The organism is Pusillimonas sp. NJUB218 (assembly GCF_003788685.1).
Taxonomy (GTDB): domain Bacteria; phylum Pseudomonadota; class Gammaproteobacteria; order Burkholderiales; family Burkholderiaceae_B; genus Neopusillimonas.
In genome coordinates this window covers 190,357-206,003 of record NZ_NQMK01000006.1, presented here as the reverse complement: position 1 = coordinate 206,003, position 15,647 = coordinate 190,357, and the positions used below count along the sequence as shown (strand labels likewise).

At 54.8% G+C, this 15,647-nt stretch carries 17 protein-coding genes and 1 riboswitch; of the genes, 6 read left to right on the top strand and 11 right to left on the bottom strand.

Features of this window, described 5'->3' with window-relative positions; all coding sequences use genetic code 11:
- Positions 1–2: 2 nt before the first annotated feature.
- Complete coding sequence (locus CHR62_RS09800; protein WP_093970499.1) at positions 3–1,919, bottom strand: ABC transporter ATP-binding protein/permease; 1,917 nt, start codon at positions 1,917–1,919, stop codon at positions 3–5.
- Positions 1,920–1,999: 80 nt separating this feature from the next.
- Here CHR62_RS09800 and CHR62_RS09795 point away from each other — a divergent pair, with 80 nt between their 5' ends.
- Positions 2,000–2,464 (top strand): tautomerase family protein, encoded by a 465-nt coding sequence (locus CHR62_RS09795; RefSeq protein WP_233574948.1) that lies wholly within the window; start codon positions 2,000–2,002, stop codon positions 2,462–2,464.
- A 71-nt stretch (positions 2,465–2,535) separates the two neighbouring features.
- Here CHR62_RS09795 and CHR62_RS09790 read toward each other — a convergent pair whose 3' ends face one another.
- The 4 genes from CHR62_RS09790 to panD all read right to left on the bottom strand — a co-directional run bounded on the left by CHR62_RS09790 (position 2,536) and on the right by panD (position 6,072).
- The gene (locus tag CHR62_RS09790) at positions 2,536–3,141 is read right to left on the bottom strand and encodes a hypothetical protein (RefSeq protein WP_123660805.1); all 606 of its coding nucleotides are present in this window, start codon (positions 3,139–3,141) and stop codon (positions 2,536–2,538) included.
- A gap of 177 nt (positions 3,142–3,318) precedes the next feature.
- The gene (locus tag CHR62_RS09785; protein WP_093970497.1) at positions 3,319–4,107 is read right to left on the bottom strand and encodes a hypothetical protein; all 789 of its coding nucleotides are present in this window, start codon (positions 4,105–4,107) and stop codon (positions 3,319–3,321) included.
- 93 nt (positions 4,108–4,200) lie between these two features.
- The gene (locus tag CHR62_RS09780; protein ID WP_093970496.1) at positions 4,201–5,469 is read right to left on the bottom strand and encodes a cytosine permease; all 1,269 of its coding nucleotides are present in this window, start codon (positions 5,467–5,469) and stop codon (positions 4,201–4,203) included.
- A gap of 63 nt (positions 5,470–5,532) precedes the next feature.
- Positions 5,533–5,625, bottom strand: a riboswitch (TPP riboswitch).
- Between the two features lie 33 nt (positions 5,626–5,658).
- On the bottom strand, positions 5,659–6,072 hold the full coding sequence (panD, locus tag CHR62_RS09775) for an aspartate 1-decarboxylase (RefSeq protein ID WP_093970495.1): 414 nt from the start codon (positions 6,070–6,072) through the stop codon (positions 5,659–5,661).
- A 201-nt stretch (positions 6,073–6,273) separates the two neighbouring features.
- Between panD and CHR62_RS09770 the strand changes: the two genes are divergently transcribed.
- Complete coding sequence (locus CHR62_RS09770) at positions 6,274–7,905, top strand: SulP family inorganic anion transporter (RefSeq protein WP_123660804.1); 1,632 nt, start codon at positions 6,274–6,276, stop codon at positions 7,903–7,905.
- Here CHR62_RS09770 and CHR62_RS09765 read toward each other — a convergent pair.
- The 6 genes from CHR62_RS09765 to glpK all read right to left on the bottom strand — a co-directional run bounded on the left by CHR62_RS09765 (position 7,859) and on the right by glpK (position 12,036).
- Positions 7,859–8,047, bottom strand: coding sequence for a ribbon-helix-helix protein, CopG family (locus CHR62_RS09765; RefSeq protein WP_093970563.1), 189 nt, complete (start codon positions 8,045–8,047; stop codon positions 7,859–7,861). The genes CHR62_RS09770 and CHR62_RS09765 overlap by 47 nt on opposite strands.
- A 23-nt stretch (positions 8,048–8,070) precedes the next feature.
- Positions 8,071–8,634, bottom strand: coding sequence for a disulfide bond formation protein B (locus CHR62_RS09760; protein WP_123660803.1), 564 nt, complete (start codon positions 8,632–8,634; stop codon positions 8,071–8,073).
- A gap of 9 nt (positions 8,635–8,643) precedes the next feature.
- Positions 8,644–8,802, bottom strand: coding sequence for a DUF5993 family protein (locus tag CHR62_RS15695; protein ID WP_199722921.1), 159 nt, complete (start codon positions 8,800–8,802; stop codon positions 8,644–8,646).
- An 87-nt stretch (positions 8,803–8,889) separates the two neighbouring features.
- The gene (locus tag CHR62_RS09755) at positions 8,890–9,357 is read right to left on the bottom strand and encodes a TM2 domain-containing protein (RefSeq protein WP_093970492.1); all 468 of its coding nucleotides are present in this window, start codon (positions 9,355–9,357) and stop codon (positions 8,890–8,892) included.
- 83 nt (positions 9,358–9,440) lie between these two features.
- The gene (locus tag CHR62_RS09750; RefSeq protein ID WP_093970491.1) at positions 9,441–10,520 is read right to left on the bottom strand and encodes a class I SAM-dependent methyltransferase; all 1,080 of its coding nucleotides are present in this window, start codon (positions 10,518–10,520) and stop codon (positions 9,441–9,443) included.
- A 19-nt stretch (positions 10,521–10,539) separates the two neighbouring features.
- Complete coding sequence (gene glpK, locus CHR62_RS09745) at positions 10,540–12,036, bottom strand: glycerol kinase GlpK (protein ID WP_123660802.1); 1,497 nt, start codon at positions 12,034–12,036, stop codon at positions 10,540–10,542.
- A 653-nt stretch (positions 12,037–12,689) separates the two neighbouring features.
- Between glpK and flhD the strand changes: the two genes are divergently transcribed.
- From flhD to motB, 4 genes are all read left to right on the top strand, one after another.
- Positions 12,690–13,013: a flagellar transcriptional regulator FlhD gene (gene flhD, locus CHR62_RS09740; RefSeq protein ID WP_093970489.1), complete on the top strand. Its 324-nt coding sequence runs from the start codon at positions 12,690–12,692 to the stop codon at positions 13,011–13,013.
- Between the two features lie 20 nt (positions 13,014–13,033).
- Complete coding sequence (gene flhC / locus CHR62_RS09735) at positions 13,034–13,606, top strand: flagellar transcriptional regulator FlhC (protein ID WP_093970488.1); 573 nt, start codon at positions 13,034–13,036, stop codon at positions 13,604–13,606.
- A gap of 155 nt (positions 13,607–13,761) precedes the next feature.
- A complete protein-coding gene (motA, locus tag CHR62_RS09730) occupies positions 13,762–14,631 on the top strand; it encodes a flagellar motor stator protein MotA (protein ID WP_093970487.1) in 870 nt (289 codons plus the stop codon).
- A gap of 10 nt (positions 14,632–14,641) precedes the next feature.
- Complete coding sequence (gene motB, locus CHR62_RS09725) at positions 14,642–15,628, top strand: flagellar motor protein MotB (protein WP_093970486.1); 987 nt, start codon at positions 14,642–14,644, stop codon at positions 15,626–15,628.
- Positions 15,629–15,647 lie beyond the last annotated feature (19 nt).

The following is a 15,647-nucleotide window of genomic DNA, read 5'->3' as shown; positions in this document are numbered from 1 at the left end:
GGTTAATGCGTGCTGATTTCCCAGCCACCGTCTCCTTTGAGGTTAAGTTGAACAGGGTGGTGTCTGACCAAGGTACTGCGATGCCCGACGCTGATCAGTAAAGTGTCTGGCAGGTGCTGCGCGACTAGGCGGTACATGGCGTCTTCAAGGCCTTCGTCCATTGCGGACGTTGCTTCGTCTAAGAAGGCGGCAGCGGGTTGAGCGAGCAACAAGCGACCGAAAGCCAGTCGTTGTTGCTCGCCAAGCGATAGTATCCGGCTCCAGTCGGCGTCTTCGTCGAGGCGGTCGGCCAGGTGGCCAAGCTGCACGGCGTCAAGTACCTGACGAGCGCGCTGGTCGGCGGTTGTTGACGCCGCTTGGGTAGACTGACGTGACGTGTTGTCTACCAGTTTGTCGAGGTTTTGGGGCGCATGGCCGGCACTGGCAACGGCGGCGGCTTCCAGTGTTTCGGTATCCGTGATCCCCGCATCATCTGAGCGGCTGACCGCGTTAGGGTAATGCAAGGCGTCGCGCAGGCTGCCCAAGGGTAGGTAGGGCTTTTGTGCCAAAAACAGCATTTGGCCTTGCGGTCGGGTAATCGCGCCGTCGCAGTAGGGCCACAAGCCTGCTATAGCACGTAGCAACGTGGTTTTGCCCGAACCTGATGGGCCGCGAATCAGCATTGCTTGCCCGGCGTGCACCTGAGTATTCAGGTTTTCCAGAAGTAGCTTCCCGGTCGGGGTTCGCACCGTTAAGTTGTTTAGCTTCAACGCCTGGCCTGTTGACTGGACCTCTGGCTTGGGCAGTTTGGCCGCTTCGTCGATGGCTTGTGTGAATCCGGTCAGACGGTCTAGTGTGGCGCGGTAAGACGCAAAGTTGTCGTAAGCGTTACGGAAGAACGACAGGTTGTCTTGCAAGCGCCCAAAGGCTTGAGCGGTTTGCATCAGGTCGCCCAGGCTGATCTGCTTCGAGAAAAAGCGCTGGGCTTGAATAATGAATGGAAAAACAACGGCAGCCTGTGTAACCGAAAAGTTGAACCCCAGAAATTTAAGCGAGCGGTACACAATGGCCCAGGCGTTGCTGATGACCTGAGCAAAACGGTGTTTCAGCAGAGCGGTCTCAACCTTTTCCCCTGCATAAAATGCAATGCTTTCTGCGTATTCGCGCAGGCGCACCAGGGCATAACGGTAGTCTGCATTAAAGCGCTCGTTCAAGAAGTTAAGCAAAATCAGTGGGCGGCCAATGCGTATTGCAAAGATGGTGGCCACCAGCACGTAAACGAACACCAGAAACACCATGCCCCGTGGAATTTCGGTGCCAAACAGGGCCAGCGGGCCGGAAAGACCCCACAAAATGAGCGTGAACGCGACGGTTGAGACCAAGGCATCGACCACGCCCATCGACAAGGTTAACGACGACTCAACGAAGACCGTGACGTCGTACTGAATGCGCTGGTCTGGGTTGTCGATACCTTTTTTAAGGTGTTGCGTGCGGTAATACGACTCGCCACCCAGCCACCGCTCAAGCATTTGCTCGTTCAGCCAAGTTCGCCAATGGATGGTAAAGGCTTGTTGTACGTAGAAATCGAGGAGGGAGCGCAGCACATGCACAGTCGCGAGTGCGGCAAACAGCCACATGGCCAGCCAGAACCCTGCTTCGTTCAGGTCTTGCAACGCGCTGTACATAGTGTTGTACCAGTTGGAAAACAGCACCTGCAAGCGCACGCCAGCCAATGTTAAAAAAAGGATGAAGGCAACGGCCAGCATGGGCCTAATACTGCGTTTGGGCGAAAAGTACGCGCCCGACAGTTGCCAGAACTGTCGTCCCCAGACGGTACGCTTTGCCAGTAGCCAGACGGTCAGCGCGAAGCAAACCAGAGTAATGGCGTAGGTCTTGGCGATCCATAGCCCGCTACTAATGAGTTCTGAAGTCCAATCCATTCACGTCCTGCGCTTTGCTGTTATGGTTATTTAATGAGATTCAAATTGTGCTTTGATACCGGCGTTGCCCAGGTTGCAAAATGACCTTTTGGGCGCTGCGCGGTGAGGCTTGTCAGTTTGGCATCACGACAGCGATAATGGCCCGTCATCATCTAATACAAGGGTTGTTCATGCCATTCATCACTATTTCCGCTACCCAAAGCTTTAGCCAAGAGCAAAAGAAAGCCTTGCTTCACAAAGCCAGCGATGCCGTCATCGAAGCGGTGGGGGCGTCTCTGAAATCCGTCCGCGTGATGTTACATGAATTGCCAGGCGGCCACTACCTTGCCGAAGGCAAGCTCGATACCCCTGCGATCAATTTCCGTGTCGACATGATTGAAGGGCGCACCGAGCAGCAAAAAGCAGCGCTGATTGCGGGCTTGAGCAAAAGTGCCCATGAGGCAACAGGTATTTCGGAGGACGATGTGCGTGTGTGGCTGATCGATATGCCAACCACCAACGTGGGTATGGCAGGCGGCATAACGGCCCGCCAAGCGGGCCGTTAAAAGCGTGGTGTTGTTGGTGCTTATGGCAAGTGCCTAATTGGCATTGTTTTGCACCCTAACCTCATGAACGTTTACTGCCCCAGGTTTTCAATGGCATCAACCACCATGTTGGTGCCCACCGCCAGCATCAAAATATCCGATGCGACCCTTACATAGCGGTGACCGGCCGGGGGCGGGCCTATGCGTGCCAGCAAAGGGCCATCCAGCTCGTAAAACATGATGTCGGCGCCCAAGGGGTAACCACGCCGCCACTGTTTGGCCTGGCCCGGGGGCATGCAACCATTGTTTTTCTTAGCCAGCCCCGGTGGGCAGTTACCTGCCCGATACATGTCTTGAAAATAGTCGTGGGCGTAACGGCGCTGGTCGTCATTGAAACTGAACCGTATTGACAGGTCGGCGCCACCGCGCGGGCCAGGCCCCATTTGTCGCCCGCCGCCCTGACTCATGCCATTGCCCGGCCCATTTCCGTATTTTGGACCCGATCCAGGGCCCTGCCCGGGTGTGCCTTGCATATTGGGGCCACCGCGCCCCTGGCCATTACCCGGCCCCTTGCCTTGCCCTGCGCCGGGACCATTTTGCACAAAGTCGGGCACCTGGGCAGAGGCGGGGGCTGTAACCAGTAACCCGGCTAGAGCCAATGCCGCCGCAGAGCCACGCCATACCGAAGACATTTTCATGACCGTCCTCCCGTTTGTTATGGACAAGGTCAGTGTATGCCTGTCAGGCGTATCTTTCTTCATCAAATCATGCAAAAGCATGGCGTATTGTTACAAATGCGCCTGTTGCTCTTATCTTGTATCGCTCCGGCAGATGCGCCTTGCAGGCCGCAGAGGCAAGCAAAAACTGTTTGCAGATTAAGGCGTCAGACCACCTTTGGACAGGGTGACCTGTAACGCTTCCAAGTTCTGCGGCGTTACATGGATGACGCCCTTGCCGGGTACATCAATTTCTGAAATCATGAACAAGGCCAGGGCCGTCACAAAGGGTACGACCAGCAGCCAGGCCTGGCTGCCGGCGCGCATGTGGTAGCCGATCAGGAAGTGGGAACACACGCCAAACACAATCAGGATCAGCCATGCCGTCATCGGAATCTGGTGGCGCCAGCTTGCCATGGTCTTTTGCTGTGTGATGTAAAGCTGACCGCAGGCTTCGACTAGTGATACGGACACCGGGTTCGGCGCCTTCTTGGCCGCCTCGCTCACAAAATTCCACATCTTGGTCTGCAACTGAATTGACTGCATGCGTAATGCAGCGCGCTGGGCTTCATCCGCTGCATGGTAGAACGCAATGCGTGAGACCAGATACTCTTCCAGCAGAGTTTCGGCCTGTTGCTGGGCGCTGATCGTGGGCAGCAAGGTGGTGCGCTGGAAGGCATTAGCCAGCGCCATGGCTTCGTTTTCCTCGGCGCTCACGCGCGTGTTGTAGCCGCTGATGGCAAACGACAGCAAAAAGCCCATCAGCAGGCCAAACAGCGACAGCGTAGCGCCCAGCACAATCTTGAGGCCTTCGTCCTTGGCAGGGTCCGCCTTGCGCTGGCGGCGGCTGACTGCGCTTCCTGCCCATGCGGACAGTGCCAGCACGAAAAAAATGGCCAGCAGCATCTTCAAAGCGTTAGCGTCCAGTAGGTTCAGCAGTTCAGACATATTACATTCATCCACTTATCAATTGCCGTGACTGGCCACGTATGCTCCAGCAAGCCTTAACGTCGCGCAAGGTCTGTTTGTCGAAGCCTTACCCTATTTTCGGGTCAGCGCAGCCAGTGCAAAGGTAATGGCCAGCGTGGGTAACGCCGAGCCGTACCCGGGTGCCCATTCGCCAATGCCGTGGTAGCAGGCGATTCCCAGGAGCCACAATGCGGCGGCTGTCCAGTCGATGGCCCGACCATCCGGGCGCAATTCAGACTTTACAAAGCCCTGGCGTCCCAGAATAACGCCGTACAACGGCACAAATATCGAGCTCAACATCAGCAAGAAAGGTTCGAGAGTGTGCATGGGCAGCAGGGTGGCCAGCACCATGCTGACGACGGCAAGCGTCAAGCCCCACCGGCGAATACTCCAGCGCGGCATCAGGCTGTGTGTGGAGACCGAGCCCGAGTATAGGTCGCCGTAGGCGTTGTCGAGTTCGTCGATCATGATCAGGCCGAGTGCGATCAGACCACCTTGCGCCAGCAGCAGAGCGCTGACCAGGCTGGTGTTGGGTTCGGCAACGCTGACCACAACGACACCCAACGCGTAACACCAGATATTGGCAACGGTGTAGCCCAGCCATGTGCCGCCCATGGCGCCTCGGCCGCTGCGACCGTGGCGGGCATAGTCTGCCACCAGGGGCAGCCATGACACCGGCATGGCAATGACAAGATCCATGGCAGAGAACATGCTCATCGAACCGTTGCCTTGTCGGTTCCACATGGCCTCGAAGCCCTGAGTTTGCAATTGCCCCAAAAATTGCCAGCTTAACCAGATAAGCGACAGCACAACCAGGGGTAGGCCGAAGCGGCTGATGAACTTGCGAACAAGCGTAATCATCGAGCCCGCGAGCAGTGCCATCAGGATAGCGCCCCAGAACAAGGTCACCAGCACGATGCCGAGCGACCCGCCTAGATCAATGCCAAAGGCCTGCCGGGTAATGGCGGTGGTGCCTTCGCGCATGATGACGAGCTCGAATGTTGTCCAACCCAGAAGTTGAATGATGTTGAGCAAGACGGGCAGGCGGGCAAACGCGTTGCCGTAGGTGCAGTGGATTAGCCCCGCGCTGGAAAGCCCCGAGTTGCATCCGGTTCGGGCCACCCAAGCCAGCAAGCCCGAGCCCACAATCGAACCCAGCAAAATCGCCATTACGGCATCTTTGGTGCCAATAGCGGGTACAAGGTAGGCACCCACCTGCATCACCAGCAGCCCGACCCCCAGGCTGAACCAGAGCGAGGCATGTTCATGCCAGCCAAAAACGCGGTCGGATTGAGGTATAGGTGTAAGCGCCTGATTATGAGGCGTAGAACTGTTTGTCATGGCAGACCCAAAAAATGCAGGGGCGACAAACAGGCTGACTGAAAATCGGATGGACTTCGGATGTCAGCGATGACGTCGCTTTCCTGCGCGAGGATTATCTCAACAGGTTCAAAGGGACTATCTCAGCCGCAAAAAGCGGCACCCCTAGCGAAGCGCCAAATTGTACTGGTTCTGCGTAAAAAAGCCAGCCTAGTCGAATTTGATGATGTTGAATGCCAGACGATTGTGCTCGTCGCGGCTGACGTCGTAGCCCAGGCGTTCGTTGATGGAGTTGTCGGGGTGGAAGGTCAGTACGACGGGCTTGATGTGTTCAAGCTCTTGCTCGGTCACGTAAACCGCATTGCAAATGATGATTTCGTCACCTTTTTGGCAGGTGCGGGCCGCTGCGCCATTCAAAATGCAACATTGCGAGCCCCGTTCGCCATAAATGACGTAGGTGCTGATACGCGCACCTGAGTGCTTGTTCCAGATGTCTACAAACTCCATAGGCAAAATGCCCGCTGCTTCGCAGTGGTCGGGGTCAAGCGTAATAGAGCCGTGGTATTCAAGATCGGCGCCTGTGACACGAATGCCATGCAGTTTGCCGGCGACTACTTTTCTCACTGTTGTCTCGGGTTAAGAATTAACAAGCTAAACATTGTAGTTTTTTTCGTCGCTATGAAGTTAAATCTGTGCAGGGTTGGTGGCAGACATGGGACGGTTTCATGCAATAAAGCCTTTCAACCGCCTTTTTAGGGTAATTTCATTATCATCTAATTATAATAATTTGGATCTGGGTTCAACTTGTTTTGTGGCGGAGGGGCCATGTTTGCATTGCTTGAGGCTTATCGTGCAGGGCTACTTGGCCGGTCTCACTGGTTGCCCAATATCGTTGCCGGCGTCATTGTGGGCGTGGTGGCCTTGCCACTGGCCATGGCGTTTGCAATAGCCAGTGGCGTCAAACCCGAGCAGGGCTTGTACACGGCCATTGTTGCCGGCTTGCTCGTCTCTGTCTTTGGTGGAAGTCGCGTCCAGATAGCTGGCCCGACGGGGGCTTTCATTGTTATTTTGTCTGGCATTGTGGCCACTCATGGCATTCAAGGCTTGCAGATTGCCACCCTGATGGCCGGGGTAATTTTGCTTTTACTGGGGGTCGCCCGATTGGGGGCCGTCATCCGGTTTATCCCACAGCCCGTTATCGTTGGCTTTACCGCGGGTATCGGTGTCATTATTTGGGTTGGCCAATGGAAAGACTTCTTCGGTTTGCCCATAACGCCCGAGGGCCACTTTCACCAGAAAGTGTTGCAGATGTTGCAGGCCCTGCCCAGTTTAAGTCCGGTTGCAACGCTTTTCGGTGTTGTATCGCTGGCTTTATTGTTGGTCATTCCACGGGTACCCCGCTTTTCAAAAATACCTGGTCCGTTGGTTGCGCTGGTGGGCATGACGGCACTGCAGTCGGTGTTTCAGTTTCAAGGGGTACCAACTATTGGCAGTGTTTTCGGAGAGCTACCGCGTGGGTTACCCACATTTGAGTGGCCCGACATTACATTGCTGCGTATGGTCGAACTGATTGGCCCGGCGTTTGCTATTGCCATGCTCGGTGCCATCGAGTCTTTGCTCTCTGCTGTCGTCGCCGACGGGATGTCCGGGTCGCGTCATAACTCCAACCAAGAATTGATCGGGCAGGGCTTGGCCAATATGGCGGCTCCTTTGTTCGGTGGTTTTGCGGCAACGGGGGCCATCGCTCGTACGGCAACCAATATCCGTAATGGGGGCAACAGCCCGCTGTCCGGTATTGTCCATTGCATCACGCTGGTGCTGATTATCTTGTTTTTGGCACCGTATGCAAAAAATGTACCGTTGGCCACGTTGGCGGCAATATTGTTTGTCGTGGCCTGGAACATGAGTGAGCTGCCTCATTTTGTGCGTTTGGTGAAGCGCGCGCCACGGGCCGACGTGGCTATTTTGCTGCTGACATTTGCACTGACGGTGTTTGCCGACCTGGTGGTGGCAGTGAATATTGGTGTGGTGGTGGCCATGTTGCATTTTTTACGACGCATGGCCGACAGCGTAACGGTGACGCGGCAATCGTCGGCTCAATTGGCGCGCGATTTCGGGGTTGCCGAGTCTCGGGTGCTGCCTGGTGTGCACGTTTATTCGGTTGAGGGGCCTTTGTTTTATGGCGCCTCTGATACCTTTGCCGACGGTTTCTTGGGGCATAAGCCGGTGGCGGGCGAAACGATCGTGATTCGGCTGGGGCGGGTGCCCTTTATCGATGCCACGGGCTTGCATGCCTTGGAGGGTCAGGTGCGCCGCATGACGGCTGAGGGGGCAAACGTTTTGCTAGCGGAAGCCAACGCACGTGTTGGCGAAAAAATCAAAAAAATGGGTTTGCAGTCGTTAACAGGAGTTAGTGTGGTGTCTTCTTTGGCGGATCTGTTTCGGCCAGATAATTAACACCGTGCTCGGCCAAATAACCCCGAATGAGCTGCCGAACAACTTGTGACGATGTCAGGTCCTGGCTGGCACAGAGTTGTTCGAAAGCTTCTTTTTTTCTTGGGTCTAGCAGTACGGTGAGTCGTGCAGTTTTTGTTTCCATGCTGACCTTCATCGTTATCGGGTTCATTTAAGCCACAAGTAGTGGGTTGGGTTGTCGGGGCATGCGCCAAAGCCGCATTCTAAAAGTGTAGATACGCCATTTGCCACTACCAGCAACAAAAAAACCCACATGATCAACCGAACAAAAAAGTTAGGCGAGGCACTACTGGACAATACGCTTTGAGCGCGGTCGATCATTAAAAGCAGTGCGCAAAAAACAATGATTAACACGAAGGCGACAAACGCCCAGGTATAAAAATGCAGGCCCAAAAACGGGCTGCCATAGCCGGCATCGCCGGGGCCGATATGCAGCAGCGTTTGCCGGCCGGCAGCAAAGGCGCCACCCAGTGCCGACAAAATAATCGCCCCATAGTGCAGTGGCGACGAGCCGAACCGGGCGTTGAGCAAAAACCCTACGCCAACAAGGATGAATGCAACGCGCTGTAAAAGACACAGCGGGCAGGGGAGTTCGTTGTAGGCGAACTGCCACGCAAAGGCAAAGCACAGCACGGCGCAAATGCCTGCTAACCCAAGCGTGTTAAGAAACCGTGGAAGCGTAAACGCGGCGCTGGCCTGATAACTTCTCATGGGGCCGCCTTACAACGATAGACCGAGCGGGTCGGTCATGTGGAAGTCGCACCAGGCGACAAAAATAGCAAAACTAATGGCCCACGCCCATATACAAGCCGCACGGCGACCAGCCATGCTTAGCCAGATGGTGATGGCAAGTGTGATGAACGGTAAAACCATAATCATGGCTGGCCCTTTGCTGTGTCGTTTAATCAAGACGGACACACACTGTATAGATATTGTTGTCAGAAATGTATCGGGGTTTGCCAGAGTTTATTGACGCAGCGGGGCGAACTCTTCTTCGGTCATAAAAAAATAACGAATGGCATCGATAAGACCAATGATGACGACCAATGGTGTGAAGACCCAGAAAATGATCAGGTAAACAATACCCCAGCCGATCTGGCCCAGGTAAAAACGATGGGCGCCCAGCCAGCCTAAAAACACCGCTAGCACGATGGCTATTTTGCGTTGGCTTGTGCGTTTGGCAAGTGCTTGCCCATGGTTGCGCAACAGCCAAATGCTAATGGGTACGGTCACCACCAGTGCGATAAGAATTTTTGAGGTGTTTTGGTCAATATATTGTTGGACGGCGCGAAACACATCGGCAAAATTATGCAGCACTAACCCGGTTAAGTCCTCGATCCATAACAAGAGTTCGTGCCCTATGGTTTCTCCAAAGGTCAGTGCGACCAACACAACCAGAAAAACCGCGAGCGGGACAAGTATCTTTTGCTTCATTTTTGGCTCAGTGCATAAAATTTGGCTGGCCCCTACACACAGGCCTGGGCTGCGAGCCCTAGTGTAACGGGTTTGTGTCGCGCTTACGCGACCCGAAAGCGCCAAAGTCGCGTCACTTCTTTGGCCCGTGCCGCGTGCAGTGCATCGTGGGCGTCAAAGGCCTTGGCGTGACGAGGGCGTGTGTCGTGGTGTGCCGAGACAGCAAGGCCTGCATCGGCGGCCCATTGTTCAATGGCTCCGGGCGCGCGCAGGCCCAGATGCTCGGCAAGGTCCGACATAACCAGCCAGCCCTCGCCATTTGGCGCCAGGTGTTGGCACAGCCCCTGTAAAAACCACTTGAGCATTTGGCTGTCTGGATCGTAGACCGCAGTTTCGAGCGCTGATGTCGGCCGACCGGGAAGCCAGGGTGGGTTGCAAACAACCAGGTCGTAAGTGTTGTCGGGGTAGCCTTCGTTGGCGATGACATTGACGCGGCCTGCAAGCCCCTGGCGCTGGATGTTTTCGGTTGCACAAGCCAGGGCAACGGGATTGTTGTCGGTGGCATCGACGTGTTCGATGCCCCGTTGGGCTAAAAGTAGCGCGATGACGCCGCTGCCCGTGCCTAAATCAAGTGCACGGCATGCGCCCTGTGGAAGAGGCGTTGTTCGGATCAGGTCCAGGTACTCGCCCCGTATGGGCGAGAACACCCCGTAATGAACATGCAAAGGTTCGGGTAGACCCTCGATGGCGACGCCTTTCTTACGCCACTCGTAGGCGCTGAGCGCACCCAGAATTTGCCTCAGGGGGATTAGTGCGTCGTTTGAAAGCGGTTCGAATGCTGCTTGGCAGGCTTCGACGATGTCGGGGGCGCGCCTTAGCGATACGGTATAGCCCGGGCCGACCGGCACTAGCAGGCGGTTGAGCAGTTCGGCGCGCCGGGATTGTGCTTGCCGGTAACGATTGAAGGCGTCTTTGGGTGACAGGGCGGCATCGTCGGGTTTGGCCTTGCGCCTTTTGTCGATACGTTTGGCGACTGCGGTAAGTAACTGACGTGCCTGGTGGTAGTCGCCCTCCCATATGAGGGTGCCACCTTGTGAGAACCACGTGAACGCATCGTCTGCGCTGTAACCATCGTGGGCGACTTTTGATTTTTTAGGTAAAACGGTGGGCGCGGGCAGTGGCATGTGTAATGAGTTTTTTTGTTTATTGCGGCACGCAGGCTTGGCGAACAGCGTGTTCCCATTGTTGCATTAAGGCCTGCGCCTGAGACGTCGAAATGCCTGGCGTGAATACACGTTCTGGTTTCCAGAGCTGGGTCAGTTCGTTTTGTGAGGTGTAGGCGCCACACCCCAGGCCGGCCAACCAGGCCGCACCAAGGGCCGTGGTTTCGGTCACGGCTGGCCTGATGACAGGGATACCAAGCAAGTCAGCCTGAAACTGCATCAGCAAGTTATTTGCACTGGCGCCGCCGTCGACCCTGAGTTCGGAAAGAGGCAGCCCGCCTTGCTGGGTTGTATCGCGGCTCATGGCCAGCAATAGCGCCGTGCTTTGAAAAGCGATGCTTTCTAGGGCAGCCCGAGCAATATGCGCCAAGGTCGTGCCGCGCGTCAGCCCGGTAATTGTTCCCCGGGCGTCGGGTTGCCAGTAGGGCGCGCCCAGCCCCGAAAAAGCCGGCACGACGGTAACGCCGCCCGCGGTGTCGACACTGCTCGCCAAGGCTTCAATGTCGGCGCTACGCTCGAAGGCATTCAGACCATCGCGCAGCCACTGCACAATGGCGCCGCCGACAAATACGCTGCCTTCAAGCGCGAACATGGGTTGGGCCGAGGGTTGCGCAGCCCGGGTCGTGATTAGGCCGTTGGCGGATGGCTTGGGGGTTGTGCCGGTATGCATCAGGGCAAAGCAGCCGGTGCCATAGGTGTTTTTGGCCATGCCGTCTGAAAAGCATGCTTGGCCAAACAGGGCGCTTTGCTGATCGCCGGCAACCCCGAATATTGGGATTTCTGCGCCGAACCAGTCTTTGTGGGTGTGGCCGAATAAACCGCTGGAGGGCAGCACAGCGGGTAGTGATTGGGCGTTGATGCCGAACAAGGCGAGTAAGTCGGTGTCCCATTGGCCCGTATGTATATTGAACAGTAGCGTGCGCGACGCATTACTGACATCTGTTGCAAAGGACTTGCCCCGGGTCAGTTGCCACAACAGCCAACTGTCGACAGTACCAAGTGCAAGGTGCCCAGCCTCGGCGCATCGTTTTGCATCGGGGATGTTTTCAAGCATCCATTGCATTTTCGTTGCCGAAAAGTAGGCATCGAGACGTAGTCCGGTTGCGTTCGATATGGCTGTTTCGTACCCGGCGTTAATAAGTTGCTGACACCGGGCTTGTGTGCGTCGGTCTTGCCAAACGATAGCGGGACAAAGCGGTGTTCCGTTGCGCGTATCCCACGCAACGACTGTTTCGCGTTGGTTCGTAATGCCGATGGCTAATATGTCTTGCGGCCTGATATTTGCTTTTGCAATGACCTTCTTGGCCGTTTCAAGTTGGGTGTGCCAAAGGCGCTGAGGATCATGTTCAACCTGATCGGGTTTGGGTGTTGCGGGCAGCAGCTCAGATTGCTCAATGGCGATGAGGCCACCTGATAAGTCGAATATAATACTGCGCGAACTTGATGTGCCTTGGTCGAGTGCTAGCAGGTAGGCCATGGTTTTAATATTTTTTTGATAACTTTTCAGTATATCAATAAAAGTATGGGTTTAGGAATAGGCTATTGTTCCTAGACCCTTTTTTTGTTTGCTGATGTAAACTTTGTTTGGTAAAGGCAACAAACTGTCACTGAATGCATGTTTTGTTATGTGATGAAGTCAAGAAAATCTGTTTTTTATCAATATTTTGCTGGGCTTTTGTTGTTGGTTGGCTAATTCTTTTTGAGTGGTGGTGCGTATTTTTGTCTTAAATACGGCCTAGGCTGACTCGGTGGGTTTTGGGGTGTGAGGCTTGTTTTGTGTTGTTCGTGTGTTTGTCATATGAGCTTTCGGCAAGCTTTAAGAATTTGCGGCTTTTTTTCAACATTTCGACGGACTTTGTTGCGTTTTTGACATTAGTCAACAGAACCATAAGAGATTAAGTCGATAATCCTTCACGTCTAATTGTTATATAGAACGAGTTAGGAATTTTGGCGTAGGCCGTATTTGCTGGTTATGCAGCCAAAGGCTGGCGTTAGCAGGGTATTTGGTAACAGTTTGTTGTTTGTGTGTGGCCTTGTAGGTGTCATACAGCGCTCATAAACTGTTGCTAAGCTTGTGTTTGGGCAGCGCGTTTGCGGCCCAGATGTGACACAAATTTAAGGAATTTGACAGTGTCTACGAAAGAAACAACTGCATTGTTGCAGGATATTCAAGAAGTTAACTTGTCGTACCTCATGCTGGCCCAACGTTTACTGCGCGAAAACCTCGCTGCAGGTATGTTTCGTTTGGGTATTGGCGAAGATGCTGCAGGTATTTTGCTCGAACTCTCTCCGGCCCAGTTGGTCAAGCTGGCCAGTTCCAGTTCGTTGGTGTGTGGTTTTCGCCTCGACGACTACGCCTTGTTGTCGTCCTTAACGCGCGACGTACTCGATGGTGTGCTGCAGCAAGCGCACGCCACTATTTTGCTTTCCAACCGCGTAGCACAAACCGTTTAAGCGGTCTGGTATCGTCAGTCATGGCCTCTAAAAGCGTCGCTAAAGAAGCAGAAGAAATTATTCTTGCCTCCGAAATGATTGCGTTGGGTGCGCGCCTGCAGGTTTTGCAGGCCGAAACTTCCCTCAGCTACGACCGTTTGGCGCGGCTGTACCGGGAAATCAAAGGGGCTTCACCGCCAAAAGGCATGCTGCCTTTTTCGGTCGACTGGTTCATGACTTGGCTGCCCAATATTCATTCCAGCCTTTTTTACAATATTTACAGTTACCTCGACCGCTTCACGCCGGCAAAAAAGTCGCAGGCGCTCATACATGCGTACCGGCTTTATATCGAACAGTCTTCGGCGGGCCGTTTGCCCGATGATGCCAACGAGCCGGTGCTGAGCTTTACCCGCGCCTGGATGTTGGTGCGTTTTTTTGAAAGCGGTTTGTTGCAACTATCTGCCTGCGTGCGGTGTACCGGCTTATTTGTGGCGCACGCCCACGATCCCCAGCACGATTTTGTTTGCGCTATTTGTCGTCCGCCCCCGCGTGCGGGCAAAACGCGAAATCAACGGGCCGCTCGCGCCAAGCAGCTTACGCCCACCAGCCCCTGATGCATCCCGGGTTTTCAAAATCTGTCAGGCTGTATCAAACTGCGTTATGCTAGCGCGGCGATTTAGCCATAAAAATGCCCGTTAACGGGCATTTTTATGGCGCTTAAAACCGGCGATCATACCGGTTACGGCTAAAAGTTAAAAAAGGTTCGTTCGTGCTGATTCTTATTGGTTTCGTTGTTGTTACGGTATGTATATTTGGTAGTTATGTGGCCCTGGGCGGGCACCTGGGTGCCTTGTATCAGCCCTTCGAACTCGTGCTTATTGGTGGCGGGGCCCTTGGGGCTTACATTGCCGCCAATAACGGGCGCTCTATCAAGCTACTGCTTAAGGCTTTGCCGGCAGTACTGAAAAAGTCGCCCTACGACAAGGCGCTTTACATGGAGCTGATGGCGCTTTTGTATGTGCTGCTAAATAAAGCACGTCGCGATGGTCTCATGACTATCGAAGCCGACATCGAAGAGCCGGACAAGAGTCCGATTTTTGCCGAATACCCCCGCATTCTTAAAGACCATCACCTGGTCGAGTTCATTACAGATTACATGCGGCTGATGATCAGCGGCAACATGAGCCCCTTCGAAATCGAAACCCTGATGGATCAGGAACTGGACGCCCACCACCAGGAAGCCAGCGTGCCAAGTCGGGCCTTGGCGATGGTGGCCGACGGCTTGCCGGCGTTTGGTATTGTCGCGGCGGTTTTGGGGGTCATCAAGGCGCTCGCGTCGGTCGATCAGCCGCCAGCTATTCTGGCCGACCTCATTTCCAAGGCCATGGTGGGTACCTTTTTGGGTATTTTGTTGGCCTACGGTTTCGTCTCGCCCATGTCCTCCGCCATGGAGCGGCGCAACGATGCCTCACTCAAAGTGCTTGAGTGCATCAAGGTCACGTTGCTGGCCTATATGAACGGTTATCCGCCGCAGCTCGCTGTCGAGTTCGGTCGTAAGGTCTTGTTCTCTGCCGAGCGGCCGTCGTTCAGCGAGCTCGAAGAGCACGTGCGCCAGACCAAGTCGGTCAAGAAAGCGTAACGGGGCGTACATGAGTAGTACTGACGCCCCACGCATTGTTATCCGACGTAAGAAACGGGGCCACGAGGCACATCACGGTGGTGCCTGGAAGATCGCGTACGCCGACTATGTGACGGCGATGATGGCCTTCTTCTTGGTGATGTGGCTGTTGTCACTGGTGCCCAAAGAAAATCTCGGCCAAATCGCCGAGTACTTCCGCATGCCGCTCATGGATGCGATCTCGGGGGGCAAAGCCTTGAATGACAACAGCTCGGTCATTCCGGGCCAGTCACCGAGTGTCATTCCCAATAAAAATCCTATCCAGTCGCGGCAAACGCCTATCGACGACGAGGCCGACACACGTGATACGCGGCGTCTTGAAGACTTGCGCGGCCAGCTCGAGGAACTCATCAATACCGATCCGGTCCTGCGTCAATTCAGGCCCCAATTGTTGCTCGACATGACCTCCGAAGGTTTGCGTATCCAGATCGTCGATCAGCAAAATCGCCCAATGTTTCAAACGGGTAGCGCAATCGTGCAGCCCTATATGCGCGAAATCTTGCGCGAATTGGGTCCGCTGTTCAATCATTTGCCGAATTCGCTGACCATATCGGGCCACACCGACGCCACGCAGTATGCGCGCGGTGAACGCGCCTACAGTAACTGGGAGCTCTCGGCAGATCGTGCCAACGCAGCGCGCCAAGAGCTGATCGCAGGCGGTATGTCCGAAGAAAAGGTCAAACGTATTCTTGGGCTGTCCTCTACCGTCAGTTTGGTTAAAGAAGACCCGTATGCAGCCGTTAACAGACGGATCAGCCTGGTTGTACTTAACGCCCGGTCTGAGCGTCGTATGGATCTTGAAAGCGCCACCGACAGTTTCGATGTTGATGCGCAAGGCAATATCGTCGAGGCACTCGAACAAAGTCTTGGGGCTGGTAAGGCCATGCCCGTCGATAACGCAAAATCCGCTGTGCCCGGCACTACGCCGCCGGCAGCGGCGCAGGGCAATAACAACTAAAGAACCAGAAGGAAAGGCA